Origin of the sequence: Nocardiopsis ganjiahuensis DSM 45031, assembly GCF_000341085.1 — a bacterium.
Lineage (GTDB): Bacteria > Actinomycetota > Actinomycetes > Streptosporangiales > Streptosporangiaceae > Nocardiopsis > Nocardiopsis ganjiahuensis.
This window is the reverse complement of the sequence record NZ_ANBA01000026.1, coordinates 1-23,392: the sequence shown is the minus strand read 5'-3', so window position 1 is coordinate 23,392 and position 23,392 is coordinate 1. Positions and strand designations below refer to the sequence as shown.

General features: G+C 71.1%; 22 protein-coding genes. 10 read left to right on the top strand and 12 right to left on the bottom strand.

Features of this window, described 5'->3' with window-relative positions; all coding sequences use genetic code 11:
- Positions 1-68: 68 nt before the first annotated feature.
- Complete coding sequence (locus D458_RS0128270) at positions 69-1,700, bottom strand: glycoside hydrolase family 10 protein (protein WP_017590087.1); 1,632 nt, start codon at positions 1,698-1,700, stop codon at positions 69-71.
- Positions 1,701-2,027: 327 nt separating this feature from the next.
- On the opposite strand from D458_RS0128270, the gene D458_RS0128265 reads away from it, so the two are divergent.
- Both D458_RS0128265 and D458_RS0128260 read left to right on the top strand, forming a co-directional pair.
- On the top strand, positions 2,028-3,335 hold the full coding sequence (locus D458_RS0128265) for an isochorismate synthase (protein ID WP_017590086.1): 1,308 nt from the start codon (positions 2,028-2,030) through the stop codon (positions 3,333-3,335).
- 48 nt (positions 3,336-3,383) lie between these two features.
- Positions 3,384-3,833, top strand: coding sequence for a GNAT family N-acetyltransferase (locus D458_RS0128260; RefSeq protein WP_017590085.1), 450 nt, complete (start codon positions 3,384-3,386; stop codon positions 3,831-3,833).
- Positions 3,834-4,040: 207 nt separating this feature from the next.
- Here D458_RS0128260 and D458_RS0128255 read toward each other — a convergent pair whose 3' ends face one another.
- A complete protein-coding gene (locus tag D458_RS0128255; RefSeq protein WP_017590084.1) occupies positions 4,041-6,062 on the bottom strand; it encodes a PhoX family protein in 2,022 nt (673 codons plus the stop codon).
- Positions 6,063-6,417: 355 nt separating this feature from the next.
- Positions 6,418-6,579, bottom strand: a complete 162-nt coding sequence (locus tag D458_RS36835; protein WP_017590083.1) for a hypothetical protein — start codon at positions 6,577-6,579, stop codon at positions 6,418-6,420.
- Between the two features lie 177 nt (positions 6,580-6,756).
- Between D458_RS36835 and D458_RS0128250 the strand changes: the two genes are divergently transcribed.
- Entirely contained in the window at positions 6,757-7,416 is a 660-nt protein-coding gene (locus tag D458_RS0128250; protein WP_017590082.1) for a DUF4352 domain-containing protein, read from the top strand.
- Between the two features lie 108 nt (positions 7,417-7,524).
- On the opposite strand, the gene D458_RS0128245 is transcribed toward D458_RS0128250, so the two are convergent.
- Positions 7,525-8,304 (bottom strand): glucose 1-dehydrogenase, encoded by a 780-nt coding sequence (locus D458_RS0128245; RefSeq protein WP_017590081.1) that lies wholly within the window; start codon positions 8,302-8,304, stop codon positions 7,525-7,527.
- A gap of 144 nt (positions 8,305-8,448) precedes the next feature.
- Between D458_RS0128245 and D458_RS0128240 the strand changes: the two genes are divergently transcribed.
- On the top strand, positions 8,449-9,114 hold the full coding sequence (locus D458_RS0128240) for a TetR/AcrR family transcriptional regulator (RefSeq protein WP_026119758.1): 666 nt from the start codon (positions 8,449-8,451) through the stop codon (positions 9,112-9,114).
- A 375-nt stretch (positions 9,115-9,489) separates the two neighbouring features.
- The gene (locus tag D458_RS0128235) at positions 9,490-10,476 is read left to right on the top strand and encodes a glycerophosphodiester phosphodiesterase (protein WP_239648087.1); all 987 of its coding nucleotides are present in this window, start codon (positions 9,490-9,492) and stop codon (positions 10,474-10,476) included.
- A 105-nt stretch (positions 10,477-10,581) separates the two neighbouring features.
- Here D458_RS0128235 and menD read toward each other — a convergent pair whose 3' ends face one another.
- The 3 genes from menD to menB all read right to left on the bottom strand — a co-directional run bounded on the left by menD (position 10,582) and on the right by menB (position 14,388).
- Positions 10,582-12,300: a 2-succinyl-5-enolpyruvyl-6-hydroxy-3-cyclohexene-1-carboxylic-acid synthase gene (gene menD, locus D458_RS0128230; RefSeq protein WP_017590078.1), complete on the bottom strand. Its 1,719-nt coding sequence runs from the start codon at positions 12,298-12,300 to the stop codon at positions 10,582-10,584.
- A 235-nt stretch (positions 12,301-12,535) separates the two neighbouring features.
- A complete protein-coding gene (locus D458_RS0128225) occupies positions 12,536-13,552 on the bottom strand; it encodes an o-succinylbenzoate synthase (RefSeq protein WP_017590077.1) in 1,017 nt (338 codons plus the stop codon).
- Positions 13,549-14,388 (bottom strand): 1,4-dihydroxy-2-naphthoyl-CoA synthase, encoded by an 840-nt coding sequence (menB, locus tag D458_RS0128220; RefSeq protein WP_017590076.1) that lies wholly within the window; start codon positions 14,386-14,388, stop codon positions 13,549-13,551. The genes D458_RS0128225 and menB overlap by 4 nt, the downstream gene beginning before the upstream one ends.
- Positions 14,389-14,558: 170 nt before the next feature.
- Between menB and D458_RS0128215 the strand changes: the two genes are divergently transcribed.
- From D458_RS0128215 to D458_RS0128205, 3 genes are all read left to right on the top strand, one after another.
- A complete protein-coding gene (locus D458_RS0128215; RefSeq protein WP_026119757.1) occupies positions 14,559-15,851 on the top strand; it encodes an AMP-binding protein in 1,293 nt (430 codons plus the stop codon).
- Between the two features lie 458 nt (positions 15,852-16,309).
- Positions 16,310-17,719, top strand: coding sequence for an RNA polymerase sigma factor (locus D458_RS0128210; protein ID WP_017590074.1), 1,410 nt, complete (start codon positions 16,310-16,312; stop codon positions 17,717-17,719).
- A 165-nt stretch (positions 17,720-17,884) separates the two neighbouring features.
- Entirely contained in the window at positions 17,885-18,235 is a 351-nt protein-coding gene (locus D458_RS0128205) for a hypothetical protein (protein WP_017590073.1), read from the top strand.
- A 92-nt stretch (positions 18,236-18,327) separates the two neighbouring features.
- On the opposite strand, the gene D458_RS0128200 is transcribed toward D458_RS0128205, so the two are convergent.
- From D458_RS0128200 to D458_RS0128185, 4 genes are all read right to left on the bottom strand, one after another.
- Positions 18,328-18,732, bottom strand: coding sequence for a hypothetical protein (locus D458_RS0128200; RefSeq protein WP_017590072.1), 405 nt, complete (start codon positions 18,730-18,732; stop codon positions 18,328-18,330).
- An 86-nt stretch (positions 18,733-18,818) separates the two neighbouring features.
- Positions 18,819-19,295, bottom strand: coding sequence for a hypothetical protein (locus D458_RS37190; protein WP_063825779.1), 477 nt, complete (start codon positions 19,293-19,295; stop codon positions 18,819-18,821).
- A gap of 198 nt (positions 19,296-19,493) precedes the next feature.
- Positions 19,494-19,856 (bottom strand): GntR family transcriptional regulator, encoded by a 363-nt coding sequence (locus D458_RS0128190; protein WP_026119756.1) that lies wholly within the window; start codon positions 19,854-19,856, stop codon positions 19,494-19,496.
- A gap of 285 nt (positions 19,857-20,141) precedes the next feature.
- Positions 20,142-20,531 (bottom strand): hypothetical protein, encoded by a 390-nt coding sequence (locus D458_RS0128185; protein WP_017590070.1) that lies wholly within the window; start codon positions 20,529-20,531, stop codon positions 20,142-20,144.
- Between the two features lie 509 nt (positions 20,532-21,040).
- Here D458_RS0128185 and iscB point away from each other — a divergent pair.
- Positions 21,041-22,351 (top strand): RNA-guided endonuclease IscB, encoded by a 1,311-nt coding sequence (iscB, locus tag D458_RS0128180; protein WP_017590069.1) that lies wholly within the window; start codon positions 21,041-21,043, stop codon positions 22,349-22,351.
- A 30-nt stretch (positions 22,352-22,381) separates the two neighbouring features.
- Entirely contained in the window at positions 22,382-23,011 is a 630-nt protein-coding gene (locus tag D458_RS0128175; protein WP_017590068.1) for a TetR/AcrR family transcriptional regulator, read from the top strand.
- A gap of 6 nt (positions 23,012-23,017) precedes the next feature.
- Here the strand turns inward: D458_RS0128175 and D458_RS34465 are convergent.
- The coding region (locus D458_RS34465) for an ABC transporter ATP-binding protein (protein ID WP_017590067.1) at positions 23,018-23,392 on the bottom strand (375 nt) is incomplete at its 5' end.

The following is a 23,392-nucleotide window of genomic DNA, read 5'->3' as shown; positions in this document are numbered from 1 at the left end:
GATACACGGAGAACGGGCCCGCCCCCTGTGGGGAGCGGGCCCGTCCGGCCTGCGGGTCGCTTCGGTGGTCAGCCGCGCGGGTCCGCGATGTCGCTGACCGGCCCCTCGGCCCGGTAGTCGTCCAGGGCGGTGACCACGTAACCGGCTCCGTCCTCGAGGGGCTCGGTGTCGGTCAGGGCGGAGCCTCCGGTCATGCCGACCAGGTTCTCCGGGGCCAGCGCGGCGCAGTAGGCCTCGTCGTCACCGGCCTCCAGGGCCTGGGCGGCCTCGGCCGTCAGCCGGTAGACCGCGTAGAAGCGGGCGTCCTCGATGGCCTGCCACGCGACCTCCACCCCGTCGTCCTCGGTCTGGGCGGAGACGTCGGTGGGCGCGCCGACCAGCGGCCCCTCGCCCTCGGGTGAGTCGATCACCGGGGGCAGCGCGGGCCGGGTGTAATGGGTGTCGAGCAGGTGGTCGACCGCGTCGGGGTTGTCCCGCATGCTCTTGATGGAGAAGTAGATGTCCCCGGCGACCTGGTCGAGCTCTCCCGAGTAGTCGAGCTGGTTGCTCAGCGCGTCGTCGCCGGTCCAGCCGCTCTCACCGAGGCGGTACGCGCCCTGGCCCACGTACAGGTCGACGCCGGTGCCCTCGACCTCGTCGGCCCACCAGTCGGTCAGGGCCTCGTAGTCGGCGGTGGAGAAGCCCCGCTCCCAGTACAGCTGGGGAGCGACGTAGTCGACGGTGCCCTCCTCGATCCAGGTGCGGGTGTCCGCGTACTGGGCGTCGTAGGACTGCAGGCCCGAACTGGGCGAACCGCTGGGGTCGGTGGAGTCGTTGCGCCAGATTCCGAACGGGGAGACGCCGAAGCTCACCCAGGGCTTGGTCTCCTGGATCCGGCCGTGCACGTCGCGCATGAGCTGGTCGACGTTGTCGCGCCGCCAGTCGCCGCGGTCGTCGAAACCGCCGCCGTACTCCTCCCAGCTGGCGTCGTCGTCGAAGGTGGCGCCGTCCTGCGGGTACGGGTAGAAGAAGTCGTCGAAGTGCATGCCGTCGATGTCGTAGCGCTCGACCACGTCCATGATGACGGAAGTGACCCACTCGCGGACCTCGGGGTTGCCGGGGTCGACGTAGGCCTCCTTGCCGAAGTCGACCAGCCAGTCCGGGTTCTGCTTGACGGGGTGACTGTCGACGAGGTTCTCGACGTCCGGGTCCTGCAGGCCCACCCGGTACGGGTTGAACCAGGCGTGCAGCTCCAGGCCGCGCTCGTGCGCCTCCTCGACCGCGTACTCCAGCGGGTCGTAGCCGGGATCCCCGCCCTGCTCGCCGGTGAGGTAGCGGGCCCAGGGCTCCAGGTCGGAGTCGTAGACGGCGTCGGCTGTGGGCCGGGCGTGCAGGAAGACGGCGTTGAGTCCCATGTCGACGGACTCGTCGAGCCACTCGTCGAGCTCGGCCTTCTGCTCGTCGGCGGACAGTCCCGGCTCGGAGGGCCAGTCGATGTTGCGGACCGTGGTGAGCCAGGCGCCGCGCATCTGGCGCTTGTCCCCGTCGGCGCCGCACTGGGCGGGAGCGGCCAGGCCCTCACCGCCGGGGGCGGGGGCGTCGGTCCCGGAGTCGTCCTCCTTCGCGGAGCAGCCGGCCAACAGCACCGTGGTCGCGGCGGCGGCCACCGCCCACCGTGCTCCGGCGCGCGGCGTGGTCACGGCCCGTGCCATCGAACGCATCAACAGGTTCTCCTCCGGGAAGTTCGCGCACCGCCGTCCCCCTGGCGCCGCGCCGCGACCCAGAGTAGAGCAAGATGTCAATTTTCAGACACGATTCAGCCAATGTGTGGACAACGTCGCACAATGTGGCGGACGGGAATCTTTTCGCAGGTCAACGAAGCACCGCACAGCAGGGGTTGCGGACCCCCTACACCCGTTCCGGGGCAAAGGTCCCCCTACCGCACACGAACCGTTCCGGGAACGGAGAGTGACCGGACCGCCCCCAACGGGTCGGAACAGGCCGAACCAGGACACGGGTTCCGAGGCCACGTCCTAGAATCAGGATCTGTGAACGCCGTGCCGAACTCTCAGAATCCTCAGTCGCCGCGCGCCGGAAAACTGTTCGTCCGCACCGTCTCCCTGCGTGACCGCGCCGACAGTCTCGTCCGGCGCCTGCCCTCCGGCGCCCCCCTGGCCTGGCTGACCGGAGACGACGGCGTCGTCGGCTGGGGTGAGGCCGCCCGCCTGGAGCCCCGAGCGCAACCGGAGGGCACCCCGCCCACCGACACCACCCGGTTCACCGAGGCGGCCCAGTGGCTGAACGGCCTGCTGGAGAACACCGAGGTCGAGGACGAGGTCGACCTGCCCGGAACCGGCCTGATCACCTTCGGCACGTTCACCTTCACGCCCACATCGCACGGCTCGGCGCTGATCGTCCCCCGTGTGGTCGTGGGTCGCCGCGAGGGCCGGGCCTGGCTGACGACCATCACCGACGAACCCGGGGCGCACCCCGAGGAGCTGCTGCGCCCGCGGTCCGCGCCCCGCCCGGTCGGCCCCGTGGAGTGGCGGCCCGGGTCGCTGACCCGTGAGGAGTGGATGGGCGCGGTGGCCGGGAGCGTCGAGCGCATCCGCTCCGGTGGACTGGAGAAGGCCGTACTGGCCCGGGACTCCTTCGCCGACGCGCACTCCCCCATCGACGTGCGCGTCCTGCTGGAGCGGCTGCGCACCCGCTTCCCCGCCTGTTTCACCTTCTCCGTCGGCGGGATGGTCGGGGCCACCCCCGAACTCCTGCTGCGCCGCGAGGGCGACCAGCTGACCTCGCTGGTGCTGGCCGGGACCCGCCCCCGGGGCGAGGACGCCGAGTCCGACCACCGGCTGGGCCAGGAGATGCTGGCCTCGGCCAAGGACATCGAGGAGCACGGGCTGGCGGTGGACTCGCTTCGCAGCGCGTTGGAGCCGCTCGCCGACGAGCTCGTCGTCCCCGCCTGGCCGCACCTGCTCAAGCTCGCCAACGTCCAGCACCTGGCCACCCGCGCCCATGCCCGGCTCGCCCCCGGGGTGTCCGCGCTGGACGCGGTGGCCGCCCTGCACCCCACGGCCGCCGTGGGCGGGACCCCCACCGAGACGGCGATGCGGCTCATCGCCGAGGTCGAGGGCATGGACCGGGGCGGATACGCCGGGCCGGTCGGCTGGCTGGACGGCGCGGGCAACGCCGAGTGGGGGATCGCGCTGCGCTGCGCCCACGTGGACGGTTCGCGCGCGCGGCTGTACGCGGGCTGCGGGATCGTGGCCGGTTCGGACCCCGCCTCGGAGGTCGCCGAGGCCGAGTCCAAGTTCCGTGTGATGCGCGAGGCCCTCACCGATCCAGAAGAGTGAGCGCGACATTTCACATCCCGGAAACATCGCTGCGGCATTCTCGTGCCCATGAACGTTGACCTGGTCCCCTGGGACGACCCCGACGCCACCGAACTGCGCGCCGGCCAGCGGCGGGAGATCGCCGAACGCTACGGCACCCCCGACTCCGAACCCGGCACCCCGCCCTCCGCCGGCGACATCGCGGTGTTCGCGGTGGTGCGCGACGAAGGCGGAACGGCCGTGGGCTGCGGCGGCCTGCGCGACCTGGGTGAGGGGTTCGGCGAGGTCAAGCGCATGTACGTGCTGCCGGACAGCCGCGGCTCGGGTGCGGCCGCGGTACTGCTCCAGGCGCTGGAGGAGTGGGCCCGCGGCCAGGACTGGAAGGCGCTGAGGTTGGAGACCGGAAACCGCCAGCCGGACGCGGTGCGCTTCTACACGAAGGCGGGATACACGCCCATCCCCGCTTTCGGCGCCTACGCGGACGATCCCGGCTCCCTGTGCTTCGAGCGGGTGCTCTGACCGGCCGTCGAACGCGGGGCCGGGCGTGTATCCCGCCGGGCCCGCATCCCGCCGGTCCGGCTCCTGGAGCAGGTCGCGCGCCGTAGGCCGCACCGGGGACGAGCTCGTCCCGGACCCGGAAAGTGAACCGGCCCCGGTCCCTCCCCCACGACGGAGAGGACCGGGGCCGGTGGTCGGTACCGGGCCGCAGGGGCCCGGCGGGGCCGGTTACTGGCCGACGTCGCGGCCGGCCTGGTGCCAGATGCAGGCCACGGACGGGCGGGGGAAGTCGCCGTCGGGCCAGGTGCTGGTCGGCGACTCGAAGGTGCCGTTGTCGCCCGGGTGCTGCGGCGCGAGGAAGACGGTCTTGTTGTCCTTGCTGATGAAGGGGCCGCAGGCCTCTGCGCGCACCGGCACCGTGGCGAAGGTCTTGAGCTCACCGCGGAAGCGGCCCTCGACCGGCATCACGTGCAGGGCGTCGGCCGTGCCCAACGAGCCGGGCTGGCCGTCGGTGGAGATCCACAGGTTGCCGTGCTTGTCGAAGGCCAGGTTGTCCGGCGCCGAGATCGGCATCACCTTGGACTTGTCGAAGCCCGCGTAGTAGGTGTCGTCGTCCTCGGGGTCTCCGCACACCAGCGGCACGTTCCAGCCGAAGGTCGTGGCGGCGTTGTCGTCGCCGTCCTCGATGATCTCCAGGATGTGGCCGTAGCGGTTGGGGCCGCGCGGGTTGGGCTCGTCGGCCTGGCCGGGCTCGCGGGCGGAGTTGTTGGTCAGGGCGCAGTAGACCTTGCCGGTGACCGGGCTGGGCTCGAAGTCCTCGGGGCGGTCCATCTTGGTGGCGCCGGCGGCGTCGGCCGCCAGCCGGGTGTGGACCAGCACCTCCTCGACGCTGAACCCTTCGACGAAGCTCCGGGTGGAGTCGCACAGGGCGATCCACTCACCGGTGCCGTCGAACTCGCCGTCGGAGGGCAGGGTGCCGGAGCCGTCGATCTCCTCGGCCGGGCTGTTGCCGGTGAGCTTGGCGACGTAGAGCGTGCCCGAGTCCAGCAGCGTCATGTTGTGGCGGCGCGATCCCTCGACGTACCGATCGTCGCTGACGAACTTGTACATGTAGTCGAAGCGCTCGTCATCGCCCAGGTAGACCACGACCCGGCCGTCGGCGGCCAGGATGGTGTTGGCGCCCTCGTGCTTGAAGCGGCCCAGCATGGTGCGCTTGACCGGCTTGGCCTGGGGGTCCAGGGGGTCGATCTCGACGACGTAGCCGAACCGGTTGGCCTCGTTGGGGTGCTTGGACAGGTCGAAGCGCTCGTCGACCAGGTCCCAGCGGCGGCTGGAGGGGCCGGTGCCCAGACCGTAGCGGTTGGTCTCGGGGGTGCCGGGCGCGTTGCCGAAGTACTGGTTGAAGTTCTCCTCGCCGCTGAGGAAGGTGCCCCAGGGGGTCATGCCGCCCGCGCAGTTGTTGAGCATGCCCAGGACCTCGGTGCCCGTGGGGTCGGCCTCGGTCTTGAGCAGGTCGCTGCCCGCCGCGGGGCCCGAGAGGACGAACGGGGTGGCGGTGTGGATGCGCCGGTTGAAGGAGCGCTCGCCCTGCGACAGCTTCCACTGGCCGGTGCGGCCGACGCGCTCGAGCTCGACCAGGGAGCCGCCGTGGGCGGCCATGGCGACACGGGTCTGCTCGGGGTCGGCGTTGGCTCCGCCGTCCCAGCCGGCGAACATGATGTTCTCGTTGGTGTACTCGTGGTTCACCCAGAGCAGGCCGTGGTCGTCGTCGAGCTGGTGGAAACCGACGTAGTCGCAGTTGTAACCGAACTGCTGGGCCTGGGCCTCGGCGGTCTGGGCGTTGACGTCGAACTCGGGGGCACCGGGCAGGACGGGGTCGCCCCAACGGATGATGACGTGCTGCTCGTAGTGCTTGGGGATGGTGAGGGCGTCGTCGTTGTTGGGCAGCACGCTCTTGAACGTGAGGCGGGGAGAGGGGTGCGGGCGGTCGGGACCGCGGTCGGCCGCGGCCGGAGAGAGCGCGGCCAGGCCGAAGGCTCCGGCTCCGGCGGTCACCGCTCCGGCGCGCAGCGCGGACCGGCGGGAGAGGACCCCCTGGAAGATGTCGCCGAAGTAGGAGTTGGAGCTGGTGTTGGGCGCGGGCTGGAAGCAGGCGTCGCCGCAGCGGTAGTGGCACGTCGCGCGGGACCTGCCACCGCCCACGAGGTCGAGGAGGGGAAGCCGGCGGCGCGGGGTCGCGGATTCGGGCACGCGTTTCTCCTTGGGGATGGTGACCGCTCACGCTCCCCGAGATGAGCTGCGGGGCTCCGCTCAGGGGTACGGAGGCGGTCGTGCAGGAGGTCCTGCCTGGTCGCTCACGACCTTGGCCGAGGTTTCACACGCGGTGGTGAAACCCGGGTGAACGCACCTACAACTCCCTCTACACGCCTGGGACGCATCACTCTGGGCAGCTGTACGCACACTCACCGCTGGACCTTGTGGTGATCCTCGCTCACCCGCTCCCCCGCGTCCACAAGCCTCGCCCGGACCGGCTCCGCTTTGACGTGTGCTCGTCGAGCCCTCTCCCCGCGTCCCCGGTCTCAGGGCCCCGTCCGCCCGCGCGGACTCAGCGGGCGGCGCGGCCGACGGGGACGACCAGCGGACCGCCGGAGACGGGGTCCTCGGTGACGACGGCCTCCGGTACCGATGTCCTGGACAGCGCGGACCCGGGGGGACTCTGAGCGGCGCCCTGGCCTACGATGTACCCGCTGACTTCGAGATCAGCCACGCGATGGTCGACGGAGCCTCGCTCATGTCCGGTGAACGCGTGGACCCCCAGTCGAATGCGAGCACGGGTGCCGACGCGCCTCCACGTCGTCCGCACTTCCTCTCACCTGTTCAGGAGGGGGCGGAGCGCCGGGCACGTGCTCCGCCCCGGTCCCACGTATCCCTCGAGGAGCCCACGATGTACCCCCACCCCCAGCCCATTCCCTCAGGGCTCTCGACAGGGCGCAAGATCTTCCTCGGTGTCGGCGGAACCACCATCGTCGTGCTCCTCGTAGCCATCGCGGTGGTGATCGCCACCCCCTCGGAAGACGATCCCGGCTCCGATTCCGAGCAGACGGCGTCCTCCGCCGTTCAGGAACAGTCGCCCTCGCCGTCTTCGCCGCCCAGGGAGCCCCAGTCCCAGCCGGCTGAGGACGAAGAGGAACCGGAGGGCACCCTCGGGATCGGTGATTCCTTCGAGGTCGACGAGTTCTCCGTGACCGTGGACGAGGTGAGGGTGTCCACGGACCCCATCCAGGACAACATCTTCAATCAGAGCCACTCCCCCGAGGGGAAGTGGGCGATCGTGAAGTACACCGTCACCAACATCGGTGACGATCCGCAGGGCTGGTACCAGACGGTCCGGGTCCGCACCGACGAGGGAAGTTCCTATTCGGAGGACTACGGCATCGGAACCGCTTTGTCCTACGAGGAAACCGGCGAAGTCGTCTTGGACATCAACCCCGATGCCTCGGCCGTCTATCACGCAGCGGTCGACATTCCCGAAGACGCCGAACCCGACCGGGCGGAGTTCCCCGACGCGGTGGGAAACCACACCGCGGTCGACCTGGACGATTGAGCATTTCACCCCCTGGGCACGGCCTGACGTTCGGCTGGGGCGGTGACCGGCGCGGCCCGTGCAGGCGGATCCGCACGGAGTCGTGCCGTCCGATCGTGTCCGGACCGCTCATGCGGCCTCGGCCTGAAGGGCGGGCCCGAGGAGGAGCCCACCGTCGATGACGTACTCCGAGCCCGTGATGAACGACGCGTCCGACGACGTGAGGAACAGCAGAAGCCGGGTGACGTCGGTCGGCTCCCCGAGTCGGGGGATGGCGAACGGCTCGGGTGAGTAGAAGTCGGCGATGGCCGCGGTGGCGCCGGCCGCCGGTTCCTGGATGAAGGGGGTCGCGATCACGCCGGGGTGGATGGTGTTCACGCGGATGCGGTCCCGGCCGAGCTCGAGCGCTGCCGTTCGGGTGAGACCTCGCACGGCCCACTTGCCGGCGACGTAGGGCGCGTAGTGCGCCGTTCCGCCCAGGCCCATCGTCGAGGCGATGTTGACGATGGTTCCCCCTCCCGCACGGCGCAGAGCGGGAGCGGCGGCCTTGATGCCGAGGAAGGTCCCGGTGAGGTTGACGTCGAGGATGCGCGACCACGTGGCCTGGTCCGTCTTCTCGATCGGAGCCGGCGGGTTCTGGACGCCCGCGTTGTTGACGAGCACGTTCAGGGCGCCGAAGGCGCTCTCGGCGGTCAGCACAGCGGCGGACCACGAGCTCTCGTCGGTGACGTCGAGGTGGGTGAAGCGGGCGCGGGTCCCGAGTTCGCCGGCGAGAGCGGCGCCGCGTTCGGCGTCGATGCCGCCGATCACCACGTTCGCTCCCTCCGCGTGAAACGCGCGTACGTGGCTCGATCCCTGGCCACCGGCCCCGCCGGTCACGAGCACGGTCTGTTCGTCGAAGCGGCGCATCAGATGTTCCTTCGGTACGTGGCTGACTGACCGGGATCATCGGTGATGAACGGCCGACCAGTGGTGAGCTGAGTGACTCACCGCTGCCTGACACTAGGCGGGCAACAACGGTGAGTCAAGCCACTCACCTCGTATACTCGACCCATGAGCAGAGCCGTGACGACGTATCACCAGCGCATCGCCCAGGAGAAGCGTGCGCTGATCTTGACGGCCGCGACCGCACTCTTCCTCGAACTGGGCTACGACCGGACGACACTGGCGCGGATCGCAGAGCGTTCGGGGGTTTCGCGGGCCACCTTGTTCAAGCAGTTTCCGAGCAAGGCTGCCCTGTTCGACGCCATGGTCACCGAGTCCTGGTCGACCGGGGACGAGGAGGAGCCTCCGCCCACAGGCGACATCGTCGACGGGCTCAGCACCATCGGTCGCCGCTACGCCGAGCTGCTGGGCCGCACCCGGATGACCGACCTGTTCCGCATCGTCATCGCCGAACTGCCGCGATTTCCCGAACTCGCCAACGCGCAGTTCTCGCACGGGAAGATGCCCTACTTCGAGTCCGTACGCGGCTACCTGCTGGCCGAGCACGAGGCGGGAACGGTGCGGATCGAGGACGTGGACCTCGCAGCCACCCAGTTCCTGGGCATGATCTCCAACTACGTCTTCTGGCCGGCGCTCCTGGTACCGGGCTGGGAGGTGAGCGCCGAACGCGTCGCACAGGTGGTCGACGAGGCCGTCCGCACCTTCGCCGCCCGGTACGCCGTGACCGGCCCGGGGCAGTCGACCGTCGCCTGCGAAGAGTCAGGGCAGTTCTGAGGGCTACGCACGGGACCGCCCGGGGCCGGAGCCTTCTCCCGCGGGTGAAGGCCTTCTGGCCGGTCCCGGCCACCGTCACCGCCCGGCCCGTGGAGGCCCCGCGCGCAGGAGCGGCCGAGAGCCGGGGCGACCAGGCGTTCTTCGTGCCTCCAGGCGGAGTTCGTTCACAGGACACGCCTGTGTCAATCGACGGCGGAACGGTGAGGGGGTGTCCTCCGGGTGTTGATGTGCGAAGACTCGGGGGATCTCCTATCGCGTCCGGGCTGTTCACTGCTTGACGGATCGCCCGGACGAAAGAAATCGGGATAGGCGGCGAAGGTGAATCCGGGCGACAGTCATCGGATCATCCGGTTCCGCCCTCATCAGAGGAGCACTGTGTCAGGTTTCCCCCAGATCTTTCCTGGATACCCCCGTCCCGGCAGCGACGCGCTCCACCGAACCGCGGTGCGCTGCGTAGCGGTCTTCGCGGCCAGCTCCGCGATGGCCGTTCTCGGTTTCGCGGGTGCGGCGAGCGCCGACACCGCGCCCCACGAGTCGGGGTCGGCGACCGCCGGTCCGCCGCACGGCCCGGAGGTCCTCGACATCGCCCACCGCGGAGCGTCCGGTTACGCGCCGGAGAACACCCTCGCGGCCATCGAGGTGGCCGCGGAACTCGGCGCGAGCACCGTCGAGACCGACGTGCAGCGCACCGCGGACGGTGTGCTCGTCTTCATGCACGACGCGAACCTGACGCGGACCACCGACGTCGAGGAGGTCTACCCGGACCGGGACTCCTACGCCGTCGGCGACTTCACCATGGAGGAGATCAGCAGGCTCGACGCCGGCTCCTGGTTCGGTGAGGAGTTCGAGGGGGAGCCGGTGCCCACCCTGCAGGAGGGGCTGGACCTCATGAAGAAGCTGAAGCTCGGCTTCCTCCTGGAGATCAAGGCCTCCAGCAACCACCCCGGCATCGAGGAGGACATCGCCGAGGTCCTCCACGACAACCCGTGGTTCCTCTCGCCGGGGTCGCTGCCCGGAAAGCCCGGCTACGACCGCCTGGCGATCCAGGACTTCAACTGGGAGGTCGTGGAGAAGTCACGCGCGCTCTACCCGGACCACGTCCCGCACGGGCTGTTGGGGCGCGTGCCCGTGGACCAGCTCGAGGACTACTCCTGGGCCGACCAGGTCAACCCGAACCACAACCAGATCGACGAGGCCTACGTCCGGGCCGTGCACGACGCGGGCATGGAGGTGCACACCTACACGGTCAACACCCCCGAGGACATGCAGCGGGCGATCGACCGGGGTGTGGACGGCGTCATCACCGACTACGTCGACGTGCTGCTGGAGGTCCTGGACGGCTCCGCGTCAGCTGCCGCCTGACCTTCGCCCGACGGGCTCGTCTGCCGCTGGTCCGGTGAACCGGACCAGCGGCGGACCGGGCCGCCGGGCTCGTCCCCGCCTCGGACGAGCCCCCGTACGTGCCGGCTAGGTCAGCCCGGCCGTCGCGGCGTCCACGGCGTCCTGCAAGCGCCGGCGCAGGGCCGCGCTGCCCGCACGGGTGGTGCAGACCTCGACGATGCGCAGGCCTTCTCCCAAGAGGGCCTTGGGCAGGTCGGTGGCCCACTCGACGCGGGTGTAGGGCAGGTCGGCGACCGCGGCGACCCTCTCCATGGAGATGCCGTGCGGCGTGCCGAACACCCTCTCGAAGTCGGGGTGTCCCGCCTGTTCCAGGCCGGAGAAGATCCCCCCGCCGTCGTTGTTGACCACGACGATCGCCAGGTCGGGGCGGGGCTCGCCGGGGCCGATGATCAGGCCGTTCTGGTCGTGCAGCATCGCCAGGTCGCCCAGCAGGGCGTAGGCCTGGCCCTGGCCCTCGGCCTGGTGGGCCAGGGCGGCACCGATGGCCGTGGACACGGTGCCGTCGATCCCGCTCACCCCGCGGTTGCCGACCAGGCGCACACCGCAGCGCGCGCGCATCGTGGCGTCGAGGTCGCGGATGGGCATGCTCGAACCGGCGAACAGCAGCGATCCGGTGGACACGTGGGAGACCAGGTCGCGGGCGAGGCGGGGTTCGGAGAGCACCTCGTCGGCGTCCAGCACCCCGTCGAGGGCCTCACGGGCGGCGGCCTCGGCGCGTTTCCAGGAGTGCGACCAGTCGGTGCGGCGCGGCTCGTCCCAGGGCAGGCCCGCGGGCGGGGCGACCGCCGCGACCACGTCGGTGGCGGTGCGCGCGGGATCGGAGAAGGCGTTGGCCAGGCTCGCCGCGGGGTCGCCGAGCGCTCCGGCGGTGACCACCACGTGGCGTTCGGCGCTGCGCAGGTAGGCCAGGATCTGGCGGGAGAGGTTGGGGCGTCCCACGCTCACGATCAGCTCGGGGGTGTGCCCGGCGGCGAAACCGGGTGCGGCCAGCAGCTGGCGGTAGGTGGAGATCGCGCCGGTCCGGCGGGCGTTGGAGGTGGGCTCGGCCAGCAGGGGCCAGCCGGTCACCTCGGCCAGGGCCAGGAAGGGGACGGCGTCGTAGTCGCCGTCACCGCACACGATGACGCCGCGCTCCACGTCCGGCAGGACGAGTGGGGCGGGTTCGGTGAAGGGCCCGGGGCGTGAGACCCACGGTCTTCCGTCCGGGCGCCCGTCCAGGGGAGCCGTCCAGGTCGGGGTGTCCGCGGGCTCGTCCGGGGTGAGCGGCTCGCGGAAGGCCACGTTGAGGTGGACCGGTCCGGGGCGGCCGCCGACGGCCGAACCCCAGGCACGACAGCACAGCGAACGCCAGTACGCGATCATCCCGGGTGCGGGGTCGGGGGTGCCGACCTCGGCGAACATGCGCACGGCACCGCCGTACAGGCCGATCTGGTCCACCGTCTGGTTGGCGCCGGTACCGCGCAGCTCCGGTGGCCGGTCCGCGGTGAGCACCAGCAGCGGGACACCGCTCTCGTCGGCCTCCATCACCGCCGGGTGGAAGTTGGCGGCCGCGGTACCGGAGGTGCACACCACCGCCACCGGCCGGCGCGAGGCGCGGGCCAGTCCCAGGGCGAGGAAGGAGGCGGAACGCTCGTCCACCCGCACGTGGACCCGGATGCCGGGGTGGGCGACCAGGGCCAGCGCCAGTGGGGTCGAGCGCGACCCGGGCGCGACGACGGCCTCGGCCAGCCCGCAGCGGGCCAGTTCGTCGACGAGGACCCGCGCCAGGGCGGTAGACGGATTCATCAAAGTCTTTCGTTCGTCAAGGTGTGTACCAGTATCGCTGTGCGATCCGACCCGATCGCACGACCCCCGGTCTTTTCCAGTGAACCCCGTTCGGCGGCGATGGGCGACCGATCCCGGCTGTGATCTCTTGCCCACCGGTCCCAGCCGCCCGCCACCGTGTGTCGCCGGTCACCGTGATCCGGCCCGTCGGCGCAGGTCGGGTCGGATTCGGGCCACCGGTCCGCCGCCCCGGTACTTAACCCGCCGGCCCCTCACCCGCGGCGTCCGTACCCGCGGGCCCCGCGTCCGCACCCGCGGCCTCGGCGGCCGCGGCTCGGGCACGCCAGTCGGCGGGGTCGGTCTCGACCGCCTTCAGCGCCTCCTCGTCCACGACCGCCGGGCGGACGGGCAGGAAACCGTCCTCGGGCAGGAGCGGAACGGCGGTGACGTCGGCGGTCAGCATCTGCATGGTCGCCAGCCCGCAGGCGTACGGGAGCTCGGGCAGGGCGGCTGCCAGAGCCACCCCCGCGGCCAGGCCCACCGACGTCTCCACGGCGCTGGAGACCACCACGGGCAGACCGCAGGCCTCGGCCACCCGCAGCGCGGCGCGCACCCCGCCCAGGGGCTGCACCTTGAGCACCACGATGTCCGCGGCGCCGGCGGCGCGCACCCGCAGCGGGTCCTCCGCGCGGCGGACGGACTCGTCGGCGGCGACCGGCACGTCCACCCGGCGGCGGACCGCGGCCAGCTCGTCCAGGGTCGCGGAGGGCTGCTCCACGTACTCCAGGTCGAAGCGGTCCAGCTCGCGGGTCATCCGCACGGCGGTGTCCACGTCCCAGGCGCCGTTGGCGTCCACCCGCACCCGGCCGGAGGGGCCGATCGCGGCGCGCACGGCCTCGACCCGGGCCACGTCCTCACGCCAGTCCTGGCCCTTCTCCGCCACCTTGACCTTGGCCGTGGTACACCCGCCCGCGGCCACGATCTCCGCGGCGCGTTCGGGGCCCACGGCGGGCACGGTGACGTTGACCGGTACCCGGTCGCGCAGCGGTTCGGGCCAGCCCCGGTGGGCCGCCTCGTGACAGGCGGCCCACCAGCGGGAGGCTTCGCGCGGCCCGTACTCGGCGAAGGGCGAGAACTCGCCCCAGCCGACCGGGCCGCGCACCAGCATTCCCTCACGGACCGTGATGCCCCGGAAGCGGTTGCGCAGGCCGATCGCGAAGGCCCGCCCCCCGGCGGTGGTCCCCGCCGGGTCGGTGTCCGAGGCCGCGGTCACGGGCGGCGCGGGAACTTGTCGAAGTCCGGACGGCGCTTCTCCTTGAAGGCGTCCCGGCCCTCCTGGGCCTCTTCGCTCATGTAGTAGAGCATCGTGGCGTCACCGGCGAACTGCTGCATCCCGGCGGCGCCGTCGCTCACGGCGTTGATGGCGCCCTTGAGCATGCGCAGCGCCAGCGGGGACTTCTCCAGCATCTCGCGGGCCCACTGGACGGTCTCCTTCTCCAGGTCCGCCAGCGGCACGACGGTGTTGACCATGCCCATGTCCAGCGCCTCCTGGGCGCTGTACTGGCGGCACAGGTACCAGATCTCGCGGGCCTTCTTCAGGCCCACGGTCTCGGCCAGCAGCCAGGAGCCGTAACCGCCGTCGAAGGAGCCGACCTGGGGGCCGGTCTGCCCGAACTTGGCGTTGTCGGCGGCGATGGTCAGGTCGCAACAGACCTGGAGCACGTTGCCGCCGCCGATGGACCAGCCGGCGACCATGCAGATCACGGGCTTGGGCAGACGGCGGATCTGCACCTGGAGGTCGAGCACGTTGAGGCGGCCGATGCCCTGCTGGGCCACGGCGTCGTCGCCGATGTAGCCGTCGTCGCCCCGGATCTTCTGGTCGCCGCCGGAGCAGAACGCCTGGTCGCCGGCGCCGGTGAAGATGATCACACCGACGCTGGAGTCGTCCCGGGCGATGTTGAACGCCGTCTGGAGCTCGAAGAGCGTCTGGGGACGGAACGCGTTGTGCCGCTCCGGGCGGTTGATCGTGATCTTGGCGATGCCCTCCGCGGTCTCGTAGATGATGTCGGAATACTCGCCCGACCGCTGCCAGTCGATCACGCTGCTCACGGCTCTGCTTCTCCTCACGGGGATGGGGACGGTGTGGACGCGGACGGTGTGTGACCGTCGCGGCGTCAACCCTACGCATTCTGCCAGGCGAGCCGGGACGGACAGGCACGCCCCCGGCACCCGGCCCCGCCGGACGGCCCGATCCGCGGCCGGGCGTACGCTGGGACACCGTGGCACAAGCAAGCGAACCCCGGTCCCCGCTCCCCTCTTCGGAGCAGGCCCCCTCCCCCGAGGGCGGACGCGCCCTCCAGGCGGTGCGCGGTCTGCCCCCGGACACCCTGCACCGGCTCCTCTCCAGGGCGTTGGACGGAACCGGACCGGCTCTGTTGCCCATCCCCGACGGCACCCCCGACGCCCGCGCGGACACGCTCCTGGCGGCGATGCGCCCGGCGTCGCTGCGCACCCCCGACGGGGTCACCGACCTGCCCGGAGGCGCCCCGGCGGGGCCCGACGCGGCGCTGGTGGTCACCACCTCCGGTTCGACCGGCGAACCCAAGGGCGTGGAGCTGTCCGCGACCGCGCTGCTGGCCTCGGCCCGCGCCTCGGTGGCCCGGATCGGCGCGGTCCCCGGCGACAGCTGGCTGTGCGTCCTGCCCGCCGGGCACATCTCCGGCATCCAGGTGATGATGCGCGCCCTCGTCACCGGGACCGAGGCGGTGCACGCGGTCTTCGACGTGGACGCCGTCATGGAGCTGGCTCAGCGGCTGCGCCCGCACGTGTCCCTGGTCCCCACCCAGCTGCGCCGCCTGCTGGCCGCCGGTGCCGACCTGTCGGTGTTCGGCACGGTCCTGCTGGGCGGGGCGGCCGCCGAACCCTCGCTGTTGGACGCCGCCCGTGCGGCGGGCGGGCGTGTGGTGACCACCTACGGCATGAGCGAGACCTGCGGCGGGTGCGTCTACGACGGCGTTCCCCTGGACGGGACCCGGGTCAGGATCGCCGCCCCCGAGAGCGGTGCTCCGGGTCGTGTCCTGCTCGGCGGCCCGGGCCTGCTCACCGGCTACCGCCTGCCGCCGGGCAGCGCGCCGGAGGACGCCCTGGCCACGAGCGCCGACGAGGCGGGCCTGGCGGTCGACGGTGCCGGACGCCGGTGGCTGCACACCAACGACCTCGGACGCCTGGACCCCGACGGCCGCCTGCACGTCCTGGGCCGGATGGACGAGGTGGTCAACACCGGTGGCCACAAGGTGGTCCCCGGCCAGGTCAACGCGGTCCTGGCCGCGCACCCGGACGTGGCCGAGTCCGTCGTGGTGGGCCGCCCCGACCCCGAGTGGGGCGAGCGGGTGAGCGCGGTCGTGGTGCCCGCCGACCCGGAGCGGCCTCCGACACTGGAGGGGTTGCGCGCCTGGGTCCGCGAGCGGCTTCCCGCCTACGCCGCCCCCAGGGAACTGGACCTGCGCGCCGCCCTGCCGATGCTGGCCTCGGGCAAACCCGACCTGGTCTCGCTCCGCCGGCCCGCCTCCTGAAGGACCCCCGGGGCACCCCGTTCACCTGGCACAAAGCGGCGTTTACCGGTGTGGTCCGTACACGTGGGACCCTGGCCCCGGGGAGATCTTGTCCGGAAGGCGGGGAACTTCCGAAAGCTCCCTGGCGTCTACTTGTGTATCCGGTTTCTTCGGCCCCTCTCCCAAGGAGGTCCGCGGTTGGCGGCAGCCATCGGTCAACTCGTCCGCTCCCCTGCGTCCTCCCCCACGCCCGGAACGCCTGTCGCGCTGCGGTCCGAGCTCCGAAGCCAAGCGCGTTCCTTTACCCGCATGGGTCCGCATCCCGCCACTCATGGCACAGTGATCTATGCCACCCTCTCCGATATCCAATCGAGACAGGGAACATTTGACTCGCCGACACGTTGGACATATTGGCGCGTCCAGTCGGCGGGAACCCTCCGCCACGTGCCACACGTCCTGGAAGGGAGGGAGGTGCCCACATGACGAGCACTGCCCTAGCCGCTTCGAGCCCCGAGGCCGAAGCCCCCGGTGGCAACGCTCCGCCCGAGGGCCGCGCCGCCCACGCGGCTCTGACCGACCTGATCGCCCAGGGGCGCGCTCAGGGACACCTGTCCCTCTCAGAACTACGTACCGCTTTCTCCGCGGCCGGAGTCACCTCCAGTGACGGCCGCTCCATCCTGCGTGAACTCACCGAGAACGGGGTCCGACTCGCCAACGGGGGCGAGGACTCCGCGATGGTGGCCGACCCTGACGCCGAGGACGACGTGCTGGAAAACACTCTCATCGCGACGGTGCCCGACACCGACGAGGCTCCCAAGGCCGCATCCGGCAAGGTCGCAGCGCGCAAGGGCCCCTCCACCCGGAGAACGGCCCGCACCACGCGACGCACCAAGAAGACCGAGACCACCCAGGCCACCACCGATCCGGAGACCGGTGAGGCCGACCTCGACGACCAGTCACCCGCCATGGGCGACTCGGTCCACACCTACCTCAAGGCGATCGGGCGGCGTCAGCTGCTCACCGCCGAGCAGGAGGTGGACCTGGCCAAGCGGGTCGAGGCCGGGCTCTACGCCGAGTACCGGCTCGGGCTGCACGGCGAGATCGACGAGAAGGCCGAGATGGCCGACGTCGAGCGCGAGGAGCTCGAGTGGGTGGCCGAGGACGGCCGCAAGGCCAAGTCCCACATGCTCGAGGCCAACCTCCGGCTGGTGGTCTCCGTCGCCAAGAAGTACAGCGACCGGGGGATGTCGCTGCTGGACGTGGTCCAGGAGGGCAACCTCGGCCTCATCCGCGCCGTGGAGAAGTTCGACTACACCAAGGGCTTCAAGTTCTCCACCTACGCCATGTGGTGGATCCGCCAGGCCATCCAGCGCGGGTTCGCCGACTCCGCGCGCACCATCCGCCTGCCCGTGCACGTCCTGGAGCTGCTCAGCAAGGTGAGCCGGCTGGAGCGGGACATGCACCAGGCGCTGGGCCGTGAGCCCACGCCGGAGGAGCTGGGCCTGGAGCTGGACAAGACTCCGGCCCAGATCGAGGAGCTGCTGCGGGTCACCCGCCAGCCGATCAGCCTCGACTCCACCATCGGTGAGGACGGCGAGACCCGCATCGGCGACCTGATCGAGGACGTGGACGCCTCGGAGGCCTCCGAGGTGGTCGACCGCCAGCTCATGGCCGACCAGCTGCGCAACGCGCTCTCGGACCTGGAGCCGCGCGAGGCGACCATCATGTCCCTGCGGTTCGGGCTGATGGACGGCCGACCCCGCACCCTCGACGAGATCGGCAAGCACCTGGGGCTGACCCGGGAGCGGATCCGTCAGCTGGAGAAGCAGTCCCTGTCCAAGCTGCGCCACCCCAGCCGGGCCCAGCAGCTGCTGGACTTCGCCAGCTAGGCCGACCGGCCCGGTCGGCGAGGACAAGCCGTGGAGCCGTTCCCTTCGAGGGAACGGCTCCACGGCTGTTCCGGGGCAGGGACAACCCCAGGGACAACCCCGGCCTTCCCCTGGTATCCCCGCCACCGACTGTCCCCGGACCGCTCGCGGTGGGAGCATGGGCAGATGACTGACAACCCTCAGCGGCACCGGGAAGAGGTCGCCGCGGCGCTGCGCGCGAGCCGCGAGTTGGGCCCCGAGTACGACGAAGCGGTGGCCGCCTCACTCGTCGAGCGGGTGGACGACACCATCGAGGAGCGCGTCAAGCACCACGTGGCCCGCCAGGTGGGCGCCACCGAGAGCCGCAAGGGCGTGGCCTCCAACACCGTGCGGATGGTTCTGTCCCTGGTGTGTCTGGGCGTCAGCATCCCCGCGACCGCCATCTCCGCGGGAATGGTCGGTGTCGCCGGGATCGCCGTCGTGTGGGTGGGCCTGATCGCCTTCTACCTGATCTCCGTGGCCGGGATGCGCAACTGAGACCGGCCGCGCGGGCCGCTCCGCGAACGCGAACGGGGGCGGGGACCGTGTCGGTCCCCGCCCCGTCGGCGTTCGCGTCCCCTCGGGCCGCGTCAGTACCCGCAGGCCTCCAGGATGAGGTCCTGGGTCTCGGCCTCCCAGTCCAAGGCGTCCGCGAGGCCGTCGTGGGTGCCTTCGTCCAGCTGGATCAGGACCTCGTTGACGGCGTCGGCCCGCTCGGTCGCGTCGCGCTGGACCGAGCCCCGGGCCGCCTCCTCCAGGAACTCGACATCGAACAGGTGCTCTTCGAGCTCGGTGTAGTACTGGTCCTGGTAGGGGATGTCGTCGACCAGGATGTCCTGCTCGATGCCCTGGGCAGCCAGGTCGACCGCGCTCATCCGGCTCTGGATGTCACCGCATGCCGCGTCGATGTCGGCCCGGTTCCCGGAACAGGCGGTGAGCGCCAAGGGGACGGCCAGGGCGGCAGCGGCCAGGGCGAGGGTTCGGGGGTGGGACATCAGGTGTGCTCGTTTCCTTCTCGTGGTTCTCTCAGGGGGATCACGCGGTCGCGAGCGGGAACCGCGGGGTCGTGCCGGTCGCGGGGTCAGAGCAGCAGGGCGATGACCACCACGACGACCAACAGGGCGACGACGACGGCCAGACATCCCACCGCACCGGCGACACCGCCGCCGCGCGGGGCGAAACCCGGACCGTCGTTGTAGTGGTGCCGGTTCCTGCCGGAGTACCAGCGGTTGCGGGGGCGCGTGTTGTAGCCGGGGGCCGCCGCGGGCCCGGGGTTGGACCGGTTGGCGCGTGAGGCGCGCGCGGGCCTCGGGGTACGGGCGGGACGCGCGGAGCTGCTGCGGGACTTGAAGCCGCCACCGGAGCGTGCGGCACCGCCGCTGCTGCTACGGGACTTGAAGCCGCCACCCGAACGCCCGGCACCACCGCTGCTGCTGCGGGAGTTGAAGCCGCCACCGCGCCGCGAAGCACCGCCGCGCGAGCTGCCGCCGGAGCCGCCGGAACGCCCACCGCCCGAGCGTCCGCCTGATGACCGTCCGCCGCCAGATCTCCTGCTCATCGGCGTCTCCTTGGGGGTTGTGGTTCAGCGCCGCCCAGGGGGAGGCGGCGCACCTCGACGATAGCTGCCGACATCGCCGCACAGGAGGGGCATGCAGGGTTTCGTCCGGTTACGGTCATCACCGTCCGGGGGTGGAACCGCGCAGGCCCCGGCCGCGTCGTCACAGCCCCGGTCCGCGGATCGGGCCGTCCCGGGCGCTCAGCCCTCCAGGGCGGCGCGCAGGATCTCGACGGCCTCGTCGTGCTCCAGCCCGACCCGGGTGATGACCTCGGCGTAGGCCCTGGCCGCGGCGAGGGCCTCGGCGCGCTGGTCGTCGCCGGCGGCGGCCACGAAGGTCCCGGACCGGCCCCGGGTCTCCACCACCCCGGCCTGTTCGAGTTCCCGGTAGGCGCGGGCGACGGTGTTCACCGCGACCGAGAGCTGTCCCGCCAGCGCGCGGACGGTGGGCAACCGGTAGCCGACCGGTAGCTCTCCGTTGGCCGCCGCGATCGCAACGAGGGCCCTGATCTGTTCGTAGGGCGGTACCTTCGACGTTGGATCAATGCGGATGAAATCCGCCATGTCCTTCTTCGCTCCCCACGTGACTTGCCGAATCCGCATCCGAGGCGGGCTCGGACGCCCTCCAAACCTATGCCCACCCGTCGCCCGCCACCAACCCTCAACGGACGCACTCCGCGCGCACCCCCACACCCGTCGCCCGCCACCAACCCTCAACGGACACGCTCCGCGCGCACCCCCACACCCGTCGCCCGCCACCAACCCCCGGGGACGGGTACGGAACCGGCACGGCGAGGCCCCACGGGGTGAGCCGTGGGGCCGCTGTACCGAAGGCGGTGTCCTGAAGGGTCAGACCGCCGGCGACCGGGGCACCGTCTGGATACCGTGCAGCCGGTGGGCCTCCCGGGCGGTGAGCAGCTGCTCGGCGACCTGGGTGGCCTGCTTGATCTCCGGCCGGGCCAGTCGCTTGCGGCGCTGGAGGCGGTCGGCGTACCCCTTGACCCCGATCAGGACCCGCTCCCGGGCGTAGGCGGCGCGGGTCGCCTCGGTGAGGGCCGCGTCCAGTTCCAGGCCGAGTTCGTGGAGCTCCTCGACCGGGGCTCCCTGCTCACGTGCGCGGTCCAGGGCCTGCTCCGCCTCGGCCACCCTCCTCAGGAGGTCGGGCAACCGGTCGGCCCGCTCCCGGTCCTGGGCGAGGTCTTCCCGCGCCTTCGTCCTGTCCTGCTTGGCAAGTCGCATGTCCGCTCTCCGTTGGGAGTACCGTCGGCCGTGTCGAAGCAACTGTAGAGGTGACGAAGATCATCTGGCGAGCCGGGCCGTGCGTCGGTGCTGGCGTCGCGTCGACGGAACTGCCAACTTTGCACAGTCGGTCCCCCTGCCCCCCGGAAGGCACCAGAGTAAAGGGATCCCGGGTCTGAAGGCCCGGGCTTTCAGCGCACATGGCTGAGGGCCGCCTTTACCAGCACCAGCCATCACCTTCGAAGGAGGTGACCTTGATGGCTACGTTCCGCGTAGGACCAAAGACCCACCCTGGCGTGCTTCCTCAGCGCCAGGCCCTGGAATCGGAGTCAGCAGACGCGCCCCGGATCGGGCACGAAACGGGACTCCGACACCGCCGCCAGGCGGTACCCGGCGCGGACCATGTGCGAGGGGAGACCACCAGCACCTCACCTGGTGCCGGTGGCGTCACTTCCAACCCTGTTGGGAAGCAGGGCCGTGAGGCCCACACCAAAAAGACCCAGGCGTATGTGTTCGTCCTGGACCAGAACGGTGTCCCGCTTCAGCCGTGCCACCCGGCTCGGGCTCGCAAGCTGTTGACCAAGAAACGTGCCGTGGTGGCCCGGCACACCCCCTTCACGATCCGTCTCACCGACCGCACCGCCGCAGAATCCGAGATCGACGGGGTCGAGATCGGGATCGATCCGGGCTCCCAGCACACCGGCATTGCCGTGTTCACCGCCCGGGCGGGGGAGCGCCGGGGCCGGTACGCCCTGCAGTTGGACCACCGGGGCGCGCAGATCAAGAAGAAACTCGGCCAGCGCGCGGGTTACCGGCGGCGGCGCCGCAGCGCGAACCTGCGCCATCGGGCGCCCCGGTTCTCCAACCGCGCCCGCCCCCGGGGGTGGTTGGCCCCCTCACTGCGGCACCGGGTGGAGACCACCACCAGTTGGGTGGATCGATTGTGTCGGTGGGCGCCGGTGCGCGGGGTGCATGTGGAGCGCCTCGCCTTCGACACCCACGCCCTCTCCGCCGGGAAACCCTTGGAGGGGGTGGAGTACCAGCAGGGCACCCTGGCCGGGTTCGAGGTGCGTGAGTACCTGCTGGCCAAGTTCGACCGGGCCTGTGTGTACTGCGGGGCCACGAACGTGCCGCTGAATCTTGACCACGTGTATCCCCGCTCGCGGGGCGGGTCGGACCGGGTGTCCAACCTGGTGCTGGCGTGCGTGCCCTGCAACCAGACCAAAGCAGACCGGCCCGTCGAAGAATTCCTGTCCGGAAAACCCCAGACGCTGGCCCGGGTCCTGGGCCAAGCCAGAACGCCGCTGCGTGATGCGGCCGCTGCGCAGTCCACGAGGTGGGCGCTCTGGCGAGCGTTGGACCAGCGCCTGCCCACCCACGTGGGCTCGGGTGGGCGCACCAAGTTCAACCGCACCCGCAACCAGCTCCCCAAGACCCACACCCTGGACGCCCTGGCTGTCGGCAAGGTCGAGGCCATCACCCGGATCGTGGCCCGGGTGATGGTCGCCGGGTGCGCGGGCCGGGGCCGGTACGCACGCACCGCACCGGACCGGCATGGCTTCCCGCGGCTGCGTGCGGCCCGCCAGAAGCAGTACTTCTCCTTCACCACCGGAGACCTGGTCCGCGCCGTCGTTCCTTCTGGGAAACGTGCGGGCACCCATACCGGGCGTGTCCTTGTGCGGGCCAGGGGGAGCTTCGACATCACCACCGGTCATGGACGTCAGGCCGGGATCAACCACAAACACATCCGTCTGCTCCAACGCGCAGACGGCTACGCCTACACCTTCCGGAAGGAGGAGGGCGTTTCCTCCCGGCCCTGAAGGACCGGGCTTCCACGCCCAAAAAACAAAGTGAGCAGGAACTACGCCGGTCTCAGCCGTGAACGCATCATCGTCGAGGCCCTCCACATCATCGCCGGCCGCGGCCTGGGCGGGTTGTCCATGCGCCGTCTGGGCGACGCCCTGGACGTGGAGGCGATGGCGATCTACCACCACTTCCCCCGGGGCAAGGAGCAGCTGTTCAACGCGATCGCCGCCTACGTCACCACGGCTCGCGTGGTCAGCGGGCTGACCGAGGGGCAGGGCCCGCCCGAGGCGGAGGAGGAAGAGGGTTCGGAGGAGGCCCCCGCGGAGGCGGCCGAGGCGGACGACCGTCCGTGGGACGAGCGCCTGACCGCGTGGGCCGAGGCCTACCGCACCCGCCTGCTCGCCTACTCCGGAGCGCTCTCCCTGCTGATGCACCGCGCCCCGCACACCCTGGGCGAGGAGGACACGCGGGCCCTGCTGCGGACGGCCTTCAGCGAGGCCGGGCTGGCAGAGGACGACGTGCCCCGGGCCGTCGACGCCCTGAACGGCTACTGCCTGGGCTCGGTGGCCCACCAGGTCCGGCACGAAGGACGTGAGGACGCCCCCGACGAGGCCGAGGCGCTGGCCCGGTTCCGGTTCGGCCTGCGCGCCCTGTTGAGGGGACTCTCCTCCTGAACCCGGTCAGGCGCCGCTCCGGGCCCGCATGCGCACCCGTTCGCCACGCAGTTCACGGGCCTCGTCCGGGTCCAGGACGGGGGCCGCGGTGAGCAGCTGCCTGGTGTAGTCGCTCTGCGGGTTCTCGTAGATGCTGTCGCTGTCGCCGAGTTCGACCACCTCGCCCTTGCGCATGACGGCGACGCGGTCGCTGACCTGGCGCACGACGGCCAGGTCGTGGGCGACGAAGATGTAGGTGAGCCCGAAGTCGTCCTGGAGCTCGGAGAGCAGGCGCAGCACCTGGTCCTGCGTGGACACGTCCAGCGCCGAGACCGGCTCGTCGCACACGATCAGCCTCGGCTTGAGGATCAGCGCACGGGCGATGGCGATGCGCTGGCGCTG